Source organism: Streptomyces sp. NPDC127038, assembly GCF_042725875.1.
Lineage (GTDB): Bacteria > Actinomycetota > Actinomycetes > Streptomycetales > Streptomycetaceae > Streptomyces.
The window spans coordinates 77175-97302 of sequence record NZ_JBHXDQ010000014.1; the positions used below are offsets into that span (position 1 = coordinate 77175).

The 20128-nt window shown below is 72.1% G+C and carries 18 protein-coding genes; 8 read left to right on the forward strand and 10 right to left on the reverse strand.

The annotated features are described in order from the left end of the window. Window positions 1-9: 9 nt before the first annotated feature. A complete protein-coding gene (locus ACFWI4_RS13605) occupies window positions 10-480 on the reverse strand; it encodes a pyridoxamine 5'-phosphate oxidase family protein (RefSeq protein WP_387194820.1) in 471 nt (156 codons plus the stop codon). Between the two features lie 180 nt (window positions 481-660). Here ACFWI4_RS13605 and ACFWI4_RS13610 point away from each other — a divergent pair, with 180 nt between their 5' ends. Continuing rightward, window positions 661-1455, forward strand: coding sequence for a class II aldolase/adducin family protein (locus tag ACFWI4_RS13610; RefSeq protein WP_387194823.1), 795 nt, complete (start codon window positions 661-663; stop codon window positions 1453-1455). A gap of 72 nt (window positions 1456-1527) precedes the next feature. On the opposite strand, the gene ACFWI4_RS13615 is transcribed toward ACFWI4_RS13610, so the two are convergent. Next, window positions 1528-2409, reverse strand: a complete 882-nt coding sequence (locus ACFWI4_RS13615) for a DUF4429 domain-containing protein (RefSeq protein ID WP_387194826.1) — start codon at window positions 2407-2409, stop codon at window positions 1528-1530. 335 nt (window positions 2410-2744) lie between these two features. On the opposite strand from ACFWI4_RS13615, the gene ACFWI4_RS13620 reads away from it, so the two are divergent. After that, entirely contained in the window at window positions 2745-3983 is a 1239-nt protein-coding gene (locus ACFWI4_RS13620; protein WP_387194829.1) for a hypothetical protein, read from the forward strand. Between the two features lie 422 nt (window positions 3984-4405). Then, window positions 4406-4927: a DoxX family protein gene (locus ACFWI4_RS13625; protein WP_387194832.1), complete on the forward strand. Its 522-nt coding sequence runs from the start codon at window positions 4406-4408 to the stop codon at window positions 4925-4927. 34 nt (window positions 4928-4961) lie between these two features. Here ACFWI4_RS13625 and ACFWI4_RS13630 read toward each other — a convergent pair whose 3' ends face one another. Continuing rightward, window positions 4962-5186, reverse strand: coding sequence for a hypothetical protein (locus ACFWI4_RS13630; RefSeq protein WP_387194835.1), 225 nt, complete (start codon window positions 5184-5186; stop codon window positions 4962-4964). Continuing rightward, window positions 5173-6555, reverse strand: a complete 1383-nt coding sequence (locus ACFWI4_RS13635) for a PspC domain-containing protein (protein ID WP_387194838.1) — start codon at window positions 6553-6555, stop codon at window positions 5173-5175. Before ACFWI4_RS13635 ends, ACFWI4_RS13630 begins: the two co-directional genes overlap by 14 nt. A gap of 176 nt (window positions 6556-6731) precedes the next feature. Between ACFWI4_RS13635 and ACFWI4_RS13640 the strand changes: the two genes are divergently transcribed. Together ACFWI4_RS13640 and ACFWI4_RS13645 are read left to right on the forward strand one after the other, a co-directional pair. Beyond that, window positions 6732-8021 carry a PspC domain-containing protein gene (locus tag ACFWI4_RS13640; protein ID WP_385405023.1) on the forward strand — a complete coding sequence of 430 codons (1290 nt, stop codon included), beginning with the start codon at window positions 6732-6734 and terminating at the stop codon, window positions 8019-8021. After that, a complete protein-coding gene (locus ACFWI4_RS13645; protein ID WP_385405026.1) occupies window positions 8018-8770 on the forward strand; it encodes a LuxR C-terminal-related transcriptional regulator in 753 nt (250 codons plus the stop codon). The genes ACFWI4_RS13640 and ACFWI4_RS13645 overlap by 4 nt, the downstream gene beginning before the upstream one ends. 29 nt (window positions 8771-8799) lie before the next feature. Here ACFWI4_RS13645 and ACFWI4_RS13650 read toward each other — a convergent pair whose 3' ends face one another. Next, on the reverse strand, window positions 8800-9906 hold the full coding sequence (locus ACFWI4_RS13650; protein ID WP_387194843.1) for an NlpC/P60 family protein: 1107 nt from the start codon (window positions 9904-9906) through the stop codon (window positions 8800-8802). A gap of 453 nt (window positions 9907-10359) precedes the next feature. Between ACFWI4_RS13650 and ACFWI4_RS13655 the strand changes: the two genes are divergently transcribed. Next, window positions 10360-10713 carry a hypothetical protein gene (locus tag ACFWI4_RS13655; protein WP_387194846.1) on the forward strand — a complete coding sequence of 118 codons (354 nt, stop codon included), beginning with the start codon at window positions 10360-10362 and terminating at the stop codon, window positions 10711-10713. A gap of 82 nt (window positions 10714-10795) precedes the next feature. Here ACFWI4_RS13655 and ACFWI4_RS13660 read toward each other — a convergent pair whose 3' ends face one another. Both ACFWI4_RS13660 and ACFWI4_RS13665 read right to left on the reverse strand, forming a co-directional pair. Next, window positions 10796-11785 (reverse strand): tellurite resistance/C4-dicarboxylate transporter family protein, encoded by a 990-nt coding sequence (locus tag ACFWI4_RS13660; RefSeq protein ID WP_387194849.1) that lies wholly within the window; start codon window positions 11783-11785, stop codon window positions 10796-10798. Between the two features lie 216 nt (window positions 11786-12001). After that, window positions 12002-13168: an NlpC/P60 family protein gene (locus ACFWI4_RS13665; protein WP_387194852.1), complete on the reverse strand. Its 1167-nt coding sequence runs from the start codon at window positions 13166-13168 to the stop codon at window positions 12002-12004. A 426-nt stretch (window positions 13169-13594) separates the two neighbouring features. Here ACFWI4_RS13665 and pcrA point away from each other — a divergent pair, with 426 nt between their 5' ends. Continuing rightward, window positions 13595-16081 carry a DNA helicase PcrA gene (gene pcrA / locus ACFWI4_RS13670; protein ID WP_387194855.1) on the forward strand — a complete coding sequence of 829 codons (2487 nt, stop codon included), beginning with the start codon at window positions 13595-13597 and terminating at the stop codon, window positions 16079-16081. Between the two features lie 71 nt (window positions 16082-16152). On the opposite strand, the gene ACFWI4_RS13675 is transcribed toward pcrA, so the two are convergent. From ACFWI4_RS13675 to ACFWI4_RS13685, 3 genes are all read right to left on the reverse strand, one after another. Then, window positions 16153-17886 (reverse strand): M23 family metallopeptidase, encoded by a 1734-nt coding sequence (locus ACFWI4_RS13675; protein ID WP_387194858.1) that lies wholly within the window; start codon window positions 17884-17886, stop codon window positions 16153-16155. 139 nt (window positions 17887-18025) lie between these two features. Further along, window positions 18026-18889: an esterase/lipase family protein gene (locus tag ACFWI4_RS13680; protein ID WP_385405046.1), complete on the reverse strand. Its 864-nt coding sequence runs from the start codon at window positions 18887-18889 to the stop codon at window positions 18026-18028. 613 nt (window positions 18890-19502) lie between these two features. Beyond that, window positions 19503-19670 carry a hypothetical protein gene (locus ACFWI4_RS13685; RefSeq protein WP_387194861.1) on the reverse strand — a complete coding sequence of 56 codons (168 nt, stop codon included), beginning with the start codon at window positions 19668-19670 and terminating at the stop codon, window positions 19503-19505. 10 nt (window positions 19671-19680) lie between these two features. On the opposite strand from ACFWI4_RS13685, the gene ACFWI4_RS13690 reads away from it, so the two are divergent. Beyond that, window positions 19681-20097 (forward strand): cobalamin B12-binding domain-containing protein, encoded by a 417-nt coding sequence (locus tag ACFWI4_RS13690; protein WP_037626795.1) that lies wholly within the window; start codon window positions 19681-19683, stop codon window positions 20095-20097. Window positions 20098-20128: the final 31 nt, after the last annotated feature.

A 20128-nucleotide genomic window follows, 5' to 3' on the forward strand; every position in this document is an offset into this window, starting at 1 on the left:
CTTCCCGCTTCAGGTCCGCCTGAGCGTGCGCACCGGCACGCCGGGCTTCCAGACCTGGACGACCAGATACGTGTCGTCCTCCACGTAGGTCCGTGTGACCTCCGTCAGCTCGGTGCGGAAGAGGTGGAACGGCTCCGGCGGTTCCACCTCTTCCACGTACCCGGCCTTGGCGGGATCGCCGTCGCCCACCTCGACGGCCCGCCCGCCGATCCGCACGTCGCCGCCGCCCATGTCCGTGCCGGCCCCCGGGTTCGCCTGGAGCGCGAACCGCGGGTCGCGGCGCAGGTCGAGCACCTTGAGCGAGTCCGGCATCATGCCGAGCCACAGCTCGCCGCCGAGGAAGCGCACCTCGATGCCCGAGGTGCGGGGCGAGCCGTCCTTGCGGAGGGTCGCGAGGACGTGATGGGTGAAGGCGCCGAAGCGCTGTTCGACGGTGCCGGCGAGGGCCGGTTCGGCGGTGGAGAGGGCTGCCCAGTTCATGGCAACGAGTCTGGCGCTCATACCGGACATCCCCTGTCGGGTTTCAGCGGTGTCGTGCTTCCGTACGCGGCCGGGCCCGTCCGCCGGCCTGATTTCTTTCTCTCATGGAACACCCCTGTTCTCCTGCGCTGACCCCGGGTAACTTCCGCTCGTACCGAACACGCCAGTGCTGGAGGACAGATGCACGGGTCCACTCCGCAGCTGCCCCGCCCCACCGACCAGCTGCGCTTCGCCATGCCGCCGATGCACGAGTCGACGGACGACGAACGGCGCCACCGCAAGGAGCGGCTCGCCGGCGCGCTGCGGCTGTTCGGGCGGCTCGGCTTCGAGGACGGCGTCTCCGGGCACATCACGGCACGCGACCCGGAGTACAGCGACTGCTTCTGGGTCAATCCCTTCGGCATGCCGTTCAAGCACGTCACCGTCGGCGACCTGGTCATGGCCAACCAGGAGGGCCAGGTGATCGAGGGCCGCTACCACGTCAACCAGGCCGCCTTCACCGTGCACTCCCAGGTCCACGCGGCCCGCCCCGACGTCGTCGCCGTCGCCCACTGCCACTCCGTGCACGGCCGCGCGCTCGCCGCCCTCGGCGACCTCCTCGACCCGATCACCCAGGAGAGCTGCGCCTTCTACGAGGACCACGCGCTGTACGACGCCTACACCGGAGTCGCCGTCGACGCCGAGGAGGGACGCAGGATCGCGTCGGCGCTGGGCAGCCGCAAGGCGCTGGTGCTGCGCAACCACGGGCTGCTGACCGTCGGGGACTCGGTGGACGCGGCGGCCTGGTGGTTCCTGTCCATGGAGCGGTCCAGCCAGGTCCAGCTCACCGCGAAGGCCGCGGGCCGTCCCGTCCTCATCGACCACAAGCAGGCGGTCGCCACCCGCGAGCAGCTCGGCGGCGACCTGGTGGCGTGGATCAACTACCAGCCGCTCTGGCAGGACATCAGCCGCAGCGAACCGGACCTGCTCAGCTAGGGCCAGGGCCAGGGCCGGGGCCGGGGCCAGGGCCAGGGCCGGGGCTGGGGCCGGGGCTTGCCCGGAGGGGCCTCAGAAGCCCCGCAGGACCGCGGCCTTGGTCACGGCGAACTCCTCGTCCGTCAGCACGCCGTCACGGTGCAGCTCGCCCAACTCCCGCAGCCGGCGCAGCAGTACGTCGTGATGGTCGGACTGCGACGGCACCCGCGGGGCCGGCCGGGACCCCTCGCCGTGCGCCGCGGTGCGGGTGGAGGGATGCGGCAGCCGTGCCGTGACCGCGGTCGCGACCAGCGCGGTGAGCAGGTCACGGCGGGTGCTGCCCCACAGATCGAGGGCGTACGGGTCCTTCTCGGGCGGCGGCCTGGAGAAGACCGCCTCGCCCGTCACGAAACGGAGGAAACCGTCCCCGTGGCCGGAGCCGGGCAGCCATTCGACCTGGACCAGGTCGCCCAGGCCGATGATCCGCGGCCCCGTCGCCCGCTTGACCCGGTCCGAGGTGTCGGCCCAGTCGATGCGCACCTGGGTCCCGTCGAAGGAGACCGTGCCGTCGCTGGAGCGCACGGACACCGGGACCGGCGGCCCCGGGAGCAGGTACGCCGTCGCCGGTCCGCTGGGAATCCGGTCCAGGAGCAGCGCGTGGCGGATCTCCTCGGCCACGTACTCGGCCACTCCGCGACGGTCGGAGTCGACCGTCAGGCTGTAGGGGTCCGCCGTGTCGGGCAGCCGGCCCCCGGTCGCCTGGAGCAGCGGGTCGGCGCCCTCGCGCAGGCGCAGCCGCAGCCGGCCGCGCCTGCGTTCCGGTTCGTGGACCACGCCCGCCACCGCCTCCAGCGGAACGGAGATCTCCCCGTACGTCTGCCGGAACAGCGGCACGCTGCGGTGCAGTCCCGGCGTGATCCTGACCGTGCCGCCGTCGAAGGCCCAGCCGCCGTCGCGCTGGATGATCTCGGCCATGGACGAATTGTCGCAGCCGGGTCAACGACGGGGCCTTCGCTTCACCCGCGCCGAACCGACCTGGGGCATGGGCACGGTGTTCCGTACGGCACAATTCGCTGTCGTCACAGAAGAGTTGTCGGGTGGGGGCGCGGCGGCCGGAGATTCGTGACATTCCGGCTCTACGGAGCTTTTTCTGGCGCGGGAAGGCGGCAGCGGGCGTGGCGGTGCAGGAGGCGAGACACGGTGCCGGGCACGGTGCCGGGCCGGGGGGCGGATCGGGTGCCGGGCGCGGCGGCGGTCCGGGCGGCGGGACCGGCGGCGGCGCCGGCGGAGAACTGGGTGGGGGATCAGACGTGCACGAGGGCGGCTGCACGTGCGGGGACTGCCCGCACGGGGCGCGTACGGGGCACCGGCGCGCGGTCGCCGCGTTCCTCGCCAAGCGTGACGCGCTGGCGTCCGGGCGGGGACTGCCCGCCGGGGTCGCGCACTCCGCCTCGGCCTCCCGGCAGTGGGTGTCCGACGAACTCACGCAGTCCGCGGACCACGTCGCCGAGCGCGGCCGGCTGGAGGGCGAGGCGTGGCTGGGCCGCCTGTGGCGGTACACCGCGTACACCGTCTGGGCCGCGGTCGTCGTCCTCCTGCTCGTGCAGTCGCTCACCGCGATCGGGGCCGGCTGGACGGCCGCGCGGACGGCGGGGCTGCTCGCCGCGGTCGTCCTGGCCGGACTGCTGACCGGCGCGGCCTGGCTGCACCGGGCGCGGGGCGGGGCGCTGGCGCCGGTCATCGGCGAGGACAACCGGCTCTCCACCTCGCGCGCGGTGGCCGCCGGCTGGGTGCTGCTCGTGGGGTACGCGGTGCTCGTGCTGGTCGGGCAGTTGGCGGCGGCCTCGGCGCACGGCCGCCGGGACGCTCTGATCGCCGGGCTGGAGCTCGGCCGGGCCGCCGGGGCCGTGACCGTCGTCGCCGTGGTGTGCGGGGTCGCGGTGCTGGTGCGGCGGGTGGTCGGGGTGCGGGTGCTGGGGCAGCGGCTCCAGAAGGTCCGCGCGGACCGGCCTCGGGCCTCGGACCTGCTGACCGACGACTCGGGGCGGGGCGCGTTCGCCGACATCCAGTACGTCGTGATCAGCGGGGTCGCTCTCGTGTTCGCCGTGGTGCGGCTGGCCCGTCGGCCCTCGGCCCTGCCCGATCTTCCGTGGGGGCTGGCCCTGCTGGTGCTCGTGTCGGCCGCGACCTATCTCGCCGGGAAGTACGCCGAGGGCGGGCGGCCGGTGATCCTCTCCGTGGTCAGGTCCCGTGAGGCGGGTGATCTGGACGCGCCCATCCGTACCGGGGACGACATCGAGATCCGGGGGGCCGGGTTCGTGCCGCCCGGGGCGCAGGCGGCGGACCGGCTGTCGCGGATGGTCGTGCGGATCGGGGCGGTGCATGTGCATGTGCCGCTGGTGCCGGTGTCCGGTGGGTTCAGCAATCCCACGGACGCGGTGCTGACCGTGCCGGTGCCGGTGGATGTGGAGCCGGGGCGGGTGGAGGTGCAGGTCGTCACGGCGGCCGGGGTCGAGACCAACCGCTACGAGATCGACGTGACCGACTGAGACCGAGGCCGGCGTCGCGGGTCCGGCCGGTGGGTGGGTCGGGTCCGTGCCGGTGCATCAGGCCGTCGCCGTTGGGTGAGGTGTGAGCGTCGGTGGCGACGGCCATCGATGTACCGCCACGGCCCCGACGGTGCGCTGCCGGCTGCGGGAGTGCCGTGGCTTGGGTGCGTGCCTTTCAGTTCCGGCCGGTCACCTTTCAGCGCGGGGAAAGATTCAGCCCCTCCGGCGTTTGAGGAGCGGGGGTCCGGGGGCGGAGCCCCCGGGTACGGGATGGGTAGGGGCGGAGGGGGCGAGAGAAGGTTGTGGTCGGGGGATCGGGGCCGGGGGGCGGAAAAGGGTTCCGGGGGGTGAGTCGGGGAACCGATTCGTACGTATGGTCTGTTGAGTGGTCAACGGCACGCGGTGAGAGGCGGCGGAGAGCGATGACTCACGGTACGCGGACGGATACTCACGCTCAGTATCTGGAGGAGCCACGCAACTGGCGGGAGACCGCCACGCGTTACTCCCTGCTACCACTCCGGATCTTCCTGGGCGTCACCTTCATCTACGCCGGCCTCGACAAACTCACGAACAGCGCCTTCATGAAGGCCTCCGGCTCGGGTTCGATCGGCGACATGATGCGCACGGTCCGTGACTCCTCCGCCATACCGGCCCTCGTCGACCTGTCCCTGAAGAACCCCGTCGGCTTCGGCTACGCCATCGCGTTCGGCGAACTCGCCGTCGGGATAGGCACCCTGATCGGCCTGCTGGCCCGCCTCGCCGCGTTCGGCGGCGCGCTGATATCCCTCAGCCTGTGGCTGACGGTCAGCTGGGCCTCCGACCCGTACTACTACGGCAACGACCTTCCGTACCTGTTCTGCTGGACCCCCCTCGTGCTGGCCGGGGCGTCCTACTGGTCGCTGGACGCCGTGATCAAACGGCGCCGACAGCGGAGCGCCTACTGACGCTCCGCGTCCACGCCGGGCCCGCGGACACGGCCTAGGAGTTCACGCCCCGCGGTCTCCGGTCCGTACGGCGTCTGCGGACGGCGTGGTTCACGGAGGCCACGGCGCCCGCGAGGCACAGGCCTACGAAGACGACGGGGACGATGGCGAACCACGGGGTCACCCACAGGCCGCCCGCGTCCCCGGCGTAGGCGATGCCCCCGGCGGTGAGGAAGAGGCCCGCGACCAGCTTTCCGGGCTGGAACTCATGACGCGGCACGGGCCACCTCCGCCTGGCCGACGCCGACCTGGAGGTCGAGCTCCACGGTGCCGCCCTTCTTGCCGCCCGGTGCCGGCGGCAGCGTCGCCTGCTCGTGCTTGCCCGGTTCCACGTCCACGTCCTTCTTGCCGTCACCGGGCAACTGGATGTCCCCGACGCCCACCTCGGCGGTGAGCCGCACGGTCACGTCCTTGGGGACGATCACCTTCAGCTTGCCCGCGCCCACCTCGGCGCCGGTCTTCAGGGTCTGTCCCCCGGCGAGGCCGATCCGGCTGAGATCGAGGGTCCCCACCCCCGTGCCGAGTTCGTATCTCGGCCGTACGTCGGCCACGCTCCCCGGGGTCCAGTCGGTCCGCACCCAGTGCGTGTCGATGTTCTTGGGCAGGGCCGCCGAGGCCGCGAGGAGGCCGGCCGTGATCACCGCGAGGAAGACCGTCCCCGCGCCCGTGCGGCCGCGGAGGGAGCTGACCGCGATGCCCAGTCCGAACACGATGAGCGCGGCGGCCAGTCCGGCCTGGAGGCTGGTGCCGAGCGCCCGGTCGTGCCAGTGCGCGGCCGTGGTCAGACCGCCCGCGAGGAGGGCGAGCAGGAAGATCCGGCCGCCGATCGGACGGGGGCCGCGCGGGCCGCGCTCCCGTTCGGGCCGCGGAGCGGGGCGGGAGGTGCCGCGGGCGATGTTCAGCGCGGCCGCGACATCCCGGTCGCGGGTCTCCACGGGGCCCCACATGTAACCGGTGCCGCCGACGTGCGAACCGTCCTTGACGATCGGGTCGCGCCACCAGGAGGGGTAGGAGTCCGGGACGGGCGGGGCCTTCGCCTCCGGCGGGGCGTCGGCGGCGGCCTGCGCGGCCAGCGGATCCGGGTCCGCGGCACCACGGTTCTGCGACCAGTAACCCGCGCCCGCCAGCAGCAGCGACAGGACGACGGCGAACGTCAGCACGCTGCCGTTCCTCAGCATGGACAGGAACACTCCGCAGCCGACCAGCGCGAACAGCACCGCGGTCAGCGCGGGGCCGTCGACCCGGCCGGTGAGCAGCTTGCGGACCTCGTTCTCCTCCTCGTCGTCGTACGGGACGAAGAGCCACGCGAACCCGTAGAAGATGAGGCCGATACCGCCGGTCGCGGAGAGCACGGCGAGCACGATCCGGAAGATCACCGGGTCCATGTCGCACTGCCGCCCCAGGCCGGCGCACACCCCGCCGAGCACCTTCTGCCGGCGGTCGCGCCGGAACCCGCGCGGGCCCCCGGAGGAGACCTCGGCGCCGGAGTCCGCGGGCCGTGCCGCGGCCGCCTCCCCGTGAGCGCGCGGCTCGCCGGCCGCGGCGGTGCCGGGGTCCGGCTCCGCCGCCGCGTGCTGCTGATCTGTCATGCGTCCATGGTGACGGGCGGGGCGGCGCCGCGGGAGCCGGGATGACCCTGGCCCGACCCTGATATCCGCCCGGAGGGGAGGGCGGGAACCGTTCGAACGCCGGTTCCCGAAGATCAGGGGACTCTCCGGGGCCGACCCTGATGCTCCGGTCCGCCGGGCGTGTGAACATCGGTGGCATGCCGGAAGCCGTAGCCATGCCCGCCGAGGACCCGCGGCCCCCGCGCAAGCTCTACCGCAGCAGCGACGGACGCTGGCTCGGGGGCGTGGCGCGCGGGCTCGCCGGGCACCTCGGGCTGCCCGTCGTCTGGGTGCGGCTGGTGTTCGCCGGACTGTTCATGGCGGACGGACTCGGCGCCCTGCTGTACGCGGCCTTCTGGTTCTTCGTCCCGCTCGGCGTCGGCGGCGTCGGCTCCGGCCGCACCCCCGCGTTCACCACCGAGACCGCGGCCGACGGCCGGCGCAGACTCGTGGCCCGCAAGCCGGACAAGGGCCAGATCGTCGCCCTTCTCCTCATGGTCGTCGTCGCCATGGTCTTCGTCGCCAACGTGAACCTCGGCGGCGGCACGAAGGCGTATCTGTGGCCGACGGTCCTCGTCGGCGCGGGTGTCGCCCTCGTCTGGCGCCAGGCGGACAACGCACGGCGGGCCCGCTGGGCGGAGGTCGGCCGCCGTCGCCGCACGCTCACCCTGCTGCGGTCCGCGGCGGGCGTGCTGCTCGTCACCGCCGGGGTCTCCGGGATCTTCGTCCTCCAGGGTTCCGCGGCCCACCTCGGCTCGGTCCTCCAGGCGGCGCTCGCGGTCCTCGTCGGCATCGCGCTGCTCGCCGGCCCGTATCTGATCCGGATGACCCAGGACCTCTCCGAGGAGCGCCTGATGCGCATCCGCGCGCAGGAGCGGGCCGAGGTCGCCGCCCATGTCCACGACTCGGTGCTGCACACCCTGACCCTGATCCAGCGCAACGCGGAGAACGCCAACGAGGTGCGGCGCCTCGCCCGCGCGCAGGAGCGCGACCTGCGGGCCTGGCTCTACAAGCCCGAGGGCAGCGGCAAGGACGAGGAGGACGGGCCCGGGACCCTCGCCGAGGCCGTCCGCGGCCACGCCGCCGAGGTCGAGGACAAGCACGGCGTGCCCATCGAGGTCGTCGTCGTCGGAGACTGCCCGCTCGACGACCGTCTGACCGCGCAGATGCAGGCGGCGAGGGAAGCCATGGTGAACGCGGCCAAGTACGGTGGCGAGGGCGGCGCCGTACAGGTCTACGCCGAGGTCGAGGGAAGGACGGTCTTCGTGTCCGTCCGCGACCGCGGCCCAGGGTTCGACCTCGACGCGATACCCGCCGACCGCATGGGCGTCAGAGAATCGATCATCGGCCGTATGGAGCGCAACGGCGGCACGGCGCGGCTGCGCGCGGTGCCGGACGGCGGCACGGAGGTCGAGCTGGAGATGGAGAGGGCGGAGAAAACGTCATGAGCGACACGAACGAGCCTGTGGAGTCCGGCGGTCCGGCCGCGGAGGCCTCCGGTGCCGCCGCATCCGCGGGTGCCGCCCCCGAGGGCGGGCGCCGCGTGCGCGTGGTGCTCGTCGACGACCACCGCATGTTCCGTACGGGGGTCCAGGCCGAGATCGGGGAGACCGCGCGGACCGGTGTCGAGGTCGTCGGCGAGGCCGCGGACGTCGACCAGGCGGTCACGGTCATCACGGCCACCCGCCCCGAGGTCGTCCTCCTCGACGTCCATCTTCCCGGCGGCGGCGGTGTGGAAGTGCTGCGCCGCTGCGCTCCGTTGATGGCCGACGCCGAGCAGCCGGTCCGCTTCCTCGCGCTGTCCGTGTCGGACGCCGCGGAGGACGTGATCGGCGTGATCCGCGGCGGCGCCCGGGGGTACGTCACCAAGACGATCACCGGCACGGATCTCGTGGACTCGGTCTTCCGGGTCCAGGACGGCGACGCGGTCTTCTCCCCGCGCCTCGCCGGATTCGTCCTGGACGCCTTCGCCTCCACCGACGCCCCGCCCGTCGACGAGGACATGGACCGCCTCACCCAGCGCGAACGCGAGGTCCTGCGCCTCATCGCCCGGGGGTACGCGTACAAGGAGATCGCCAAGCAGCTGTTCATCTCCGTCAAGACGGTCGAGTCGCACGTCTCGGCGGTCCTGCGCAAGCTCCAGCTCTCCAACCGCCACGAGCTGACCCGCTGGGCGACGGCACGACGGCTGGTCTGAGGGCCGCGCGCGCACCGGCGAGCCGGTGATCACGCGACCCGGGTGGCCCCCGCGAAGGGCATCTCGTTGATCGGGGCCACCCGCACCGGCGCCGACGGGTTCGGGGCGTGGATCATCTGGCCGTTGCCGATGTAGATGCCCACGTGCGTGATGCCCGCGTAGAAGAACACCAGGTCGCCGGGCTGGAGTTCGGAGAGGGTGACCCGCCGGCCCGCGTTGATCTGGGAATAGGTCGTACGGGGCAGGGAGATGCCCGCGGAGCGGTACGCGGCCTGGGCGAGTCCCGAGCAGTCGAAGGCGTCGGGGCCGGTGGCGCCCCAGACGTAGGGGCTGCCGAGCTTCGAGTAGGCGTAGGCGATGGCCGCCGCCGCGCGGGAGTTGGGCGCCGCCACCCCGGAACCGGCCGCGGCGGCGCCGGACGCGCCGGAGGCCCCGGACGACGCGACCGGTGCGGGACCGCGGGCCGCGTCCCGCGACACGTGCTGCTGGTCGTCCGCGCCGCCGCGCTCCGCGTACTGCGTGCGCTCCTGCGGTGTCAGCCGGGCCAGCAACTGGCGGGCCGCGCCCAGCTTCTCGTTGATCGTCTTCTTCTGCCGCTTCAGCTCGGCCTGCCGTGAGCTGAGCGAGGCCAGCTCGATGTGCGCCGCACTGCGCAACTGCTCCAGCTCGCGCAGCTGCCGGCGCACCCCGTCGACCTCCGCCGACTGCCGGGTGCCCACCCGCTCGGCGAACGCCGCCCCCTCCAGATACTGGTCCGGGTGGTCGGAGAGGGCGAGTTGCACCACGGGGTCGAGTCCGCCGCTGCGGTACTGCGCGGCCGCCATCGAACCCAGCGCGTCCCGGGCCGAGTTGAGCTTGTCCTCCCGGCGCGCCGCCTCGTCGCGGAGCTTGCGCAGGTTCGCCTCCGCCTGGCCGGCCTTCTCCTTGGCGCCGTCGTACTTCTGGGTCGCGGCCTCCGCCTCCACGTACAGCTTGTCGACCTGGGCCTTCACCTGTGCCGGGGACAGCTGGGGGTCGGCGTGCCCGACCCCGTCGAAGCCGGTGGCCGTCGCCGCGCCCGCGAGGGCGATGGTGACTGCCGTGCGGGCCGTGTTTCCGCCGATCGAGCGCTGTTTGGCCTTGCGGTGCGCTGCCACGAGGGCCCACATCCTTCCGTGCGACCGCCCTTGCGGTGCGGTCAAGCGGTGATCCGTCCGGCGGCGGCTCACAGGGGGAGCGGCCGCCGCCGGACCTTCTCGGCGGTGGTGGCCGACTGCCGTCCCTGGCCCGGACGGAGGTGGGGAGCCGGTCACCTGGTGGAGGACGCTAAACCTGCGGATGCGCCGTTGGTAACGCTATGTACGGAACTATTGTGTTTGGATCGCTGGATGACCGTATGAGGCCAAATTCCTGGCCGGGTGACATCGACTCGACGTGGAGAGCTGACCGAAGCGGCGCATCACGGCCCGGCCGGGCGATGCCGGTGCTATGGGTGACGCGCGACGGTCGGGAGGAGAAGGAGGGGCTGCCGGAGCCGGAGAGGGAGGAGTGGCCCCCGTCGTCGGGGGCGCCGAAGGGGGCGCCGAGGGGTGCGATTAGGCTCCGGCTCCATGGGCGTACTCATCCACCTCTTCGTCGGCCTGCACATCATCGGCATCGCCGCGCTGCTCGGCGGCTTCCTGACCCAGATGAAGGCCATGGCCAAGGGCGCCGCCCGCTTCGTCCCGGCGATGCTGCACGGCGCGCTCACCATGCTGGTGACCGGAGTCGCCCTGGTCGGCCTCAACCAGGCCGACGGCGGCACGGTCAACGCCGTCAAGATCGGCGTCAAGCTGGCCCTGCTGATCGTGATCCTCGGGCTCGTCTATGTGAAGCGCGACGACGAGACGGTGGACAAGCGCCTCTTCGGCCTGGTCGGCCTGCTGACCGTCACGAACATCTTCATCGCCGTCCTGTGGACGTGACCGGAGCCCCCGCTCCCGGGTCCTCGGCCTGAACGACTCCCCGCTCCGCCTCCCGGACCTGATCGGCGCCCCTGGGCCCGAGTCAGCGGCTGTGTCCCCGTGCGGCGGACCTGGAGGCGACGGCGGTGCGGACGGCCGCCGCGAGCCACGCCGCCACCGCGATCCACAGCAGCACCTGTCCCGGCCCCTTGAGCCGGAAGACGTCGAGGGCGTCCGCGACCGCGAGGGTGGCCACCGCGGTCATCCCCATCGGGAAGACGGTGGACCAGCGCCGTACGTCGTAGCGCGGGCGCCACCACACCACCTCCGCGACGGCCAGCAGGACGTAGCAGACGAGGGAGAGCGTGAGCAGCGCGCCGGTCGTGGCGCGCAGGACGCCCTGGTCGTCGTTGTTCCACAGATACGGGTTCACGTGGTGCGCCGCGACGAGTCCCGCCCCGGCCAGAGCGGAGATGCCCAGCGCGCCGGCCGCCACCCAGTGGTCCCCGGCGCCCTTCCGCACCTCCCACGGGTCGAAGCTCGCGAACGAGAGCACGTAGAGCGCGATCCCCACCCAGAACAGCGTCATCGCGGCGTGCGCGAGCCACTCCGAGCCCGCCTCGGCGGCGACCGCCGACCCGAGGACCGACAGCCCCTGCGTGGCCACGCAGACGAGGAACACCTCCCCGGCCATACGGCGCCGCCAGCGCCGCAGGACGGCCAGGAGCAGGACCGGCCAGAGCACGGCCGACAGCGCCAGCAGGACCTCGGCGAGCCAACGCCAGCCCAGCGCCGAGAACCGGGTGCCGAGCACGGTGGTCGCCGCGACCGCGTCGAGCCCCGCGGGCGTCCCGGCCCGCCGGACCCACTGCTCCCGGCCGCCCAGCAGCCGGGCGAGGAAGTCCGAGGCGAGCCCGATCCAGGCGATGGAGGCGAGAACCAGCGCGATCCGGGAGAGGGTCTCGTGGCCGGTCAGACGCAGACCGATCGAGAGGATCCCGGTGGCCATGACGGCGGCCCCGGCGGCGGGCGCCCACCCCGCCCACCAGGTGCGGAGCGGAATGGTGTCCGGCATGTCCGGTGTGTCTGGCATGCGCCTGATGCTAGAACCTGTCCGGTCGATCGCGGTGGAGGATGCCGACGGCACCTGGTGGGTGCCGGTGCGTGTAGCGGTGGGCGTTCCGGTGCGAGTGCTGGTCTGCGTGCCGGTCTGCGTGCCGGTGTGTGTGCCGGCGTGTGCGCCGGTGTGCGTGCCGCACCCCGCGCCTCCGTCGTGACCGACCGGGCAGGTCCCGGTTCGCGTCCGGGTCTACGCCGGGCGCACCACGCTGTGGATCGCCGACGTGCCGTCGTAGTAGATGGACTCCTCACGGACGTACGCCCCCGGCTTCGGCGCGTGGATCATCATCCCGTTGCCGATGTAGAGGCCGACGTGGCTGATGTCGTCGTAGAAGAAGACGAGGTCGCCGGGCCGAGCGTCGGCGAGGGGGACCGTCGTGCCGGTGTTCACCTGGTCGTAGGTGACCCGCGGCAGGCTGACGCCCGCGGCCTTCCAGGCGGCCTGGGTCAGGCCCGAACAGTCGTAGGAGTCCGGGCCGGTGGCGCCCCAGACGTAGGGCTTGCCGATCTGCGCGCGGGCGAACGCGAGCGCCTCGGCCGCCTTCGAGGAGTCCGTGCCCGTCGATCCGGACGCGGAGCCCGCGGTCGATCCGGACGCGGAGCCCGAGCCCGCGGAGGTGCCGGAGGACGGCTCGGCCGCCTTCTGTGCGGCGGCCTGCTGTCCGGCCAGCTCCGCCGCCTTGGCCGCGGCCTGCTCCTGCTTCTTCTTCTCGATCGCCGCCAGCCGCGCCTTCTCCTCGCTGTTCAGCTTGGAGAGCAGATCCCGGGCCTCGCCGAGCTTCCGCTGCACCGCGGCCTTGGACGTCTTGAGCTCCCGCTGCGTCTCGGTCAGCGAGTCCAGGCTCCGGGTGGCCTCCGCCCGCTTCCTCGTGGTGGCGGCCTGGTCCGTGATGTAGTCGTCGACGGCCGCCTTCTGGCGGTTCGTCAGCCGGCTCATCAGCTGGGTCTGGTCGAAGTAGTCCTGCGGGTTGTCCGCGAGGAGCAGGGTCGCGGTGGTGGGCGCGGCGGCCCCGGTCCGGTACTGCGCCGCCGCGAACGACCCCAGTTCCTCGCGCGCGCTGTTGAGCTTCTCGGTGCGCCGGGCCACGTCGTCGAGGAGGGTGTCGACGCGCTTGCGCTGCTCGGAGGTCTTCTCCCGGGTCGCGTCGTACTTCTCCGTGGCCGACTCGGCCTGGTGGTAGAGGTCGTCGACCTTCTTGGAGACCTCTTCGATGCTGGGCCTCGGTTCGGCCGAGGGGGCGGCGTTGGCCGTCTGGGAGAGGAGGGCCACGGAGGTGAGGGCCGCTGTGGCCAGGGCCGGGGTCCGTATGCCTGCGATCCGCGTACCCGCGGGACGCGCCTTGCGGTGTGACGCCAAGAGAGGCGACTCCTTCCGTCATCCCGCTGCACAGGGCGGTTGGACCGATTCACCCCGCGGCCGGTGGGTCCCCGGCTCCGGTGGCCTCGCGGCGCAGCGGACTCGGCGGAGGCCGCTCGGCCCGGCGACGATCGCCGGTGGTGGTCGGGCGGCCATCGGGCACGCTAGCCAACGGGTGTGGCCCGTGTGAAGGTTGATGCGCGATATGTCCGATACATTTTCGTGACCTTTCCCGCCCCGGCCCGCGCTGCCGCCCTCCCTTCTCGCCCTCGGTGACCGGACGGCCCCGGCCCGTCACGTGGGGTGAGGTGCCGGTGTCGGCGGGCTCGTCGGGTGGGGGCGGACGTCGGGACCCTGGTCACACTTGTGGCGGAGTTTCCGAGGTGGCGGCGGGTTGTCGGTGGGGCGGCCTAGACTCGGAGAGCGATGAGCAGCCTCTTTGACGACAGCTTCCTGGCGGCCCTCCAGCCCTCCGCGGCCCACGAGGACGAACACCCGCCGCCGCCCGAGGACGATCACGAACCGGAGCCCGTTCCGGACGATCTGTTCGGCGGGAAGTTCGACCTGCCGCCGAGCCGCGACCCGTACTACCGCGACGGCGCGCCCCGGCCCGTCGTGGACCCCGCGGCCCTGCTGGACGGACTGAACGAGAACCAGCGCGCGGCCGTGGTGCACTCCGGCTCCCCGCTGCTCATCGTGGCCGGCGCCGGTTCAGGCAAGACGCGCGTGCTCACGCACCGCATCGCCCACCTGCTCGGCGAGCGGAACGTCCACCCCGGCCAGATCCTCGCGATCACCTTCACCAACAAGGCCGCCGGCGAGATGAAGGAGCGCGTCGAGGCGCTCGTGGGCCCGCGCGCCAACGCGATGTGGGTGATGACGTTCCACAGCGCCTGCGTCCGCATCCTGCGCCGCGAGAGCAAGACCCTCGGTTTCACCTCGTCGTTCTCGATCTACGACGCCGCCGACTCCAAGCGTCTGATGGCGCTCGTCTGCCGTGATCTCGACCTCGACCCCAAGCGGTTCCCGCCCAAGTCGTTCAGCGCCAAGATCTCGAACCTGAAGAACGAGCTGATCGACGAGGAGGACTTCGCCGCCCAGGCCGCCGACGGCTTCGAGAAGACCCTGGCCCAGGCGTACGCGATGTACCAGTCGAGGCTGCGCGAGGCCAACGCGCTCGACTTCGACGACCTGATCATGACCACGGTCAACCTGCTGCGCGCCTTCCCGGACGTGGCCGAGCACTACCGCCGCCGCTTCCGGCACGTCCTGGTCGACGAGTACCAGGACACCAACCACGCGCAGTACGCCCTCGTCCGCGAGCTCGTGGGGACCTCCGAGCACCCCGTGGACGTACCGCCCAGCGAGTACGACCTGCCTCCGGCCGAGCTGTGCGTCGTGGGTGACGCGGACCAGTCGATCTACGCCTTCCGCGGCGCGACCATCCGCAACATCCTCCAGTTCGAGGAGGACTACCCGAACGCGACGACGATCCTGCTGGAGCAGAACTACCGCTCCACCCAGACGATCCTGTCTGCCGCCAACGCGGTCATCGAGCGCAACGAGTCCCGCCGCCCCAAGAACCTGTGGACCAACGCGGGCGCCGGCTCGAACATCACCGGCTATGTCGCGGACACCGAGCACGACGAGGCCCAGTTCGTCGCCGACGAGATAGACCGTCTCACCGACGCGGGCGACGCGCGGGCCGGCGACGTAGCCGTCTTCTACCGCACGAACGCGCAGTCCCGTGTCTTCGAAGAGGTCTTCATCCGCGTCGGCCTGCCGTACAAGGTCGTCGGCGGAGTCCGCTTCTACGAGCGCAAGGAGGTCAGGGACGTCCTCGCGTACCTCAGGGTGCTGGCCAACCCCGAGGACTCGGTCCCCATGCGCCGCATCCTGAACGTGCCCAAGCGCGGCATCGGCGACCGGGCCGAGGCGATGATCGACGCCCTGTCGCAGCGCGAGAAGATCAGCTTCCCGCAGGCCCTGCGCCGCGTCGACGAGGCCTACGGCATGGCCGCGCGCTCCACCAACGCGGTCAAGCGGTTCAACACGCTGATGGAGGACCTCCGTACGATCGTCGAGTCCGGCGCCGGTCCGGCCACCATCCTGGAGGCCGTCCTCGAACGCACCGGCTATCTCGCCGAGTTGCAGGCATCGACCGACCCGCAGGACGAGACCCGGATCGAGAACCTCCAGGAACTCGCCGCCGTGGCGCTGGAGTTCGAGCAGGAGACCGGCGAGGGCGAGACGCCGGCCGGACTCTCCGCGTTCCTGGAGCGGGTCGCGCTCGTCGCCGACTCCGACCAGATCCCGGACGAGGAGGACGGCAACGGCGTCATCACCCTGATGACCCTGCACACCGCCAAGGGCCTCGAATTCCCCGTGGTCTTCCTGACCGGCATGGAGGACGGCGTCTTCCCGCACATGCGCGCGCTCGGACAGGTCAAGGAGCTGGAGGAGGAGCGGCGCCTGGCGTACGTCGGCATCACCCGCGCGCGGGAGCGGCTCTATCTCACCCGGTCCTCGATGCGCAGTGCGTGGGGCCAGCCCTCGTACAACCCGCCCTCCCGCTTCCTGGAGGAGATCCCGGCCACCCACCTGGACTGGAAGCGCACGGGGGCGACGGCACCCATGCCCGCCGGTCCGGTCTCCGGTGTCGCCGCCTCCCTCTCGTCCTCGCGTTCGCGGTCCGCGGCCTCGGGTGCCTCCGGGTTCGCCACGCGTCGCGGTGCCACCGAGAAGCCGGTGGTCTCGCTGGCCGTCGGGGACCGGGTCACGCACGACCAGTTCGGTCTCGGCACCGTCGTCGGGGTGAAGGGCACGGGCGCCAACGCGGAGGCGACGGTCGACTTCGGCGAGCCCAAGCCGAAGCGGCTGCTGCTGCGGTACGCGCCGGTGGAGAAGCTGTAGTCCGCGAGACTCCGCGCGGGACCTGACCGTGGAACCCTCGGCCCTCCCTGGGACGGCCGGGGGTTCGCGCTCTACGTGGGGTCCAGGCCGTGGCTGCGCAGCCACGGCAGCGGGTCGATCGCCGCGCCGCCGGCCGGGCGGACCTCGAAGTGCAGGTGCGGGCCGGTCGAGTTCCCGGAGTTCCCGGAGAAGGCGATCTGGTCACCGGCCCTGACGGTGGTGCCGGAGGGGACCTTGTACGAGGAGAGGTGGCAGTACCACGTCTCGGTGCCGTCCATCGCGGTCAGGATCAGCATGTTGCCGTACGCGCTGTTCCACTGCGTCCGCACGGTCCCGTCGGTCGCCGCCATCACCGGCGTCCCGTACGAGACGGGGAAGTCGATGCCGGTGTGCACGGACATCCAGTTGACGCCGGCCTGGCCGAAGTAGGCGCTCAGGCCCCGCTGCGTCACGGGAAGGACGAACTTCGGGCGCAGCCGCTCCTTGCGGGCCGCCTCCTCCGCCGCCTTCTTCTTCTCCGTCGCCTGCTGGGCCTTGAGGTCGATGCGTTCCTGGGTGCGGCTCGCCCGGTCGGCGAAGTCGTTCGCCCCCGCGGACAGGCTCTTGAGCTGGGTGTCCAGCTTGATGTTGGCGGCCGACGGTTTCACCGAGGTCGCGTCGGAGGAGCTGGCCGTCGTGTCCTTCGCGTCGCTTCCCCCGAGGCCGCCGACACCGCCGACGGAGGCGGCGGCGATCCCCGCGACCCCCATCACGCAGACCGAGGGCACCGCGACGGTCAGCAGCGCGGAACGTTTCGCGGGGCTGCGGCGCCGGGAGCGGGAGGCGGCGCGGCTCGCGGGGTGCCGGACCGGGGTGATCTCCTCCTGGTCCTCCAGCAGCGGCCGCTCGTGCCCCTCGTCGTAGGGGTCGTGGCCGCCGTCGGGTCCTTCCGGGTCCCTGAAGTCCTCGGCCGCTTCGAACTCGCCGTCGTCCGGGGCGAGTTCACCGTGGACCGCCTGGTCGAAGGTGGCGGTGGCCTGCTGGTCGAAGGGGACCGGGCCGGCCGGGGGCTCGTACGTCATGTCGAGCTGCGTGAGCTCGTGACCGTACGGCTCGGACTCCGTCCGCGGCTGTTCGTACACCTCGGTCATCGGGTGCTCGTAGGCCTGGTACGCGTCCTGGCCCCCGGCGCCGTTCCACTGCGTGGCTTCGTACGCGCCCGTGTCCTGCGTCGGCACGGTCCACTGCTGGGTCCCGCCGGCCGTCTGGTCCGGCTGGTTCCAGGCGTTCGCGTCCCACTGGCCCGAGGCGTCCGGGCTCGGATGCTGGGCGGGGACGCCGGCGGTCTGCTGGTAGCCGTCGGTCCAGGCTGTGGTGCCGTGCGCGCCGGTGTCGTAGCCGGTGTGCCGGCCCGCGTAGGGCCCGTGGTCCAGGGGCTGCTGCGCTCCGGCGTTCCACTGGCCGGCGTCGTACGAGCCGGTGCCGGCCCCGTCGGGCAGGGTGCCGAAGAGCGGATCGCCCGCGAAGTCCGAGGCGGGGTAGCCGCCGGCCGCGTTCGCGTGGGGGTCGAAAGACGTGGGGGCGTAGTCGCCGTACGCGGTGAAGTCGCCGTACTGGGCTTCGTGCGCGCCATAGGGCCCGTAGAGCGCCGAGGCGGCGTCGGAAGCCGGAGCCGGGGGAGTCGCGATCCCCGACGGGTGACGGTCGTTCACCAACTTCTCTTTCGCCTCGACAACAGGGGCTGGCAGAGCAGTGCGGCGACTGTACCCGGCGGTATGCGGGCGCGACAATCTTCGGCAGGTTTCCCCGTCGCGGGAAACGGGCATTCGGCCGTGTTTCGGGGGAGCACGGGCAAGGGCTTGGCCTGGCGTTCGATAAGCGTTCGAGGTTTCCGGTTGTCGGGAGGGCCGTCGGGCGGCCGTCAGCCCTCCCGACGGCCGCCCTCGGGCCGGTCCGCCGCGCCCCTCACGCCACCGTGAGGCCGCCGGTCCTGGCCGCGGCGCGGGATCCCGACATCTCGATGTCGAGCGCCTGCCGGATCCCGGTCGCCACGGCCGGATGCACCGGGAGCGCGAGATGGCCGACGCCGCTCACCCGGACGTTCTGGGCGAGCAGGTCGGGGTGCTCGACGCAGGCCGTCTCCAGCGGGTCCATCAGATGGTCGAGATCGCTCCAGAAGCTGACGAACTGCGTACGGCAGCCGGGAGCGGGACCCGTCAGCTCCTCGATCACCGCGGAACCGGGGCGCATCTGGCGCACGATCGGGTGGGCGTTCATCAGCGGCGCGACGCGGGTCCCCGAGTGCGGGGTGCCGAGCGTGACGAGCGTGCGGACGTGGATGTCGCCGCCCAGGCACTGCACGTAGTAGCGCGCGATCAGTCCGCCGAGGCTGTGTCCGACGATGTCCACCCGGTCGTGGCCCGTGCGCTCGCAGATCTCCTCGATGTGCCGGCCCAGCAGCTCCGCGGCCGTACGGATGTCGCAGGTCAGCGGCGAGTAGTTCAGGGACTCGATGTGCTGCCTGCCGTGCTGCGCGAGGTTGCGGCGCAGCAGCAGGAAGACGGAGCGGTTGTCGATGAAGCCGTGCAGCAGGACGACCGGCGGTTTGGACCCGGTGGGCAGCTGGGCGGCGGCGTCGGACGAGGGGAGCGGGTGTCCGGTGCGGCGTTCCTGGGTGATGCCCGAGGGATACAGGAGGAGGTGCCCGGCGAGGATCGCCAGCTCCAGGGCCGTCGCCTTCAGCAGGGCCACCGAGAGTCCCGCCAGTTTCGACGGGAACAGGCGCTGGCACAGGGGCAGAAAGGGCGACGCAGCCTCAGTGACCTTCATGGCCGACCTCCAGTCGGCACGCGGGAGGACCACTCCGTCCCCCGTGTGCCCTAGTGGAAAGCCGTGAGGTCGGCGACGGCGGCGGCCGACGGTGCGCCCGCGGTGGGTGAGACCGGTGACGCTGCGGAGTGCCCGGCCGAAGGGCGCGGAATACGACGCCGACCCCGGCCCCCCGACCGTCCGCCGTGCTGGATGCAGCGGCCTCGTGTCGTGGTGTGGAGTCGCCTTCGCGTTCCCCTGGTTCTCTTGCCCGGCCTCGCTCCCCGCTGTCGTGCCGTCGTCGATGTGCCCCAGCGCCACGCCGTCCCGCTGACGACGCGGTGTGCGGCCACCTGGTCGCGGCTCTTTTTGCGCCTGCTCCGGCCGAGGCCCGTACGCCGCAGAACCCTGCGGCGCCAGTGCCGCGGTACGGAACCGTGCGCGGCGAACTTGTCCCAGTGTGTGATTTCCCCCTCGGTCTCGACCCCGAAACTGCCGGTTGGTGGATGCTGGCGATAACGTTCGTTCACTTCCCGGGCCGAAAGTGCCCGGGACGCCTGTGCCGCTTGGCGCGATCGGTGATCGGGAGTGATCCGGTGTGGCGAGCGGAAAACTGAGCGATATGTGTCGATGGTCAGTAGTCGGCACGGCCGGCGGACGCCTGCTGGTGACAGCGGGTGGTCGCGTAGGGTCGGTCGGTGAGTGTCCGGCCGTCCGCCGGCCGTCCGCTGCCGTCCGCGGTGGTCGTCGCAGGCGTGTGCCGGCAGTCCTCGTCGGCGCAGGGTTGAAGCAGTCCGTTCATGGAGGCAGTGATGGGTGTGGCAGCCGGTCCGATCCGCGTGGTGGTGGCCAAGCCGGGGCTCGACGGCCACGATCGTGGGGCCAAGGTGATCGCGCGTGCGCTGCGCGACGCCGGTATGGAGGTCATCTACACCGGTCTCCATCAGACCCCCGAGCAGATCGTCGACACCGCGATCCAGGAGGACGCCGACGCGATCGGTCTGTCCATCCTGTCCGGTGCCCACAACACGCTCTTCGCGGCCGTCATCGCCCTCCTCAAGGAGCGCGAGGCCGAGGACATCAAGGTCTTCGGCGGCGGCATCATCCCCGAGGCGGACATCGCCCCCCTCAAGGAGAAGGGCGTCGCGGAGATCTTCACCCCGGGCGCGACGACGGTGTCCATCGTGGACTGGGTGCGCGCCAACGTCAGGCAGCCGGCCGGCGCCTGACCGCCACCACCCCCGCCCCTCCGGGTCCCGG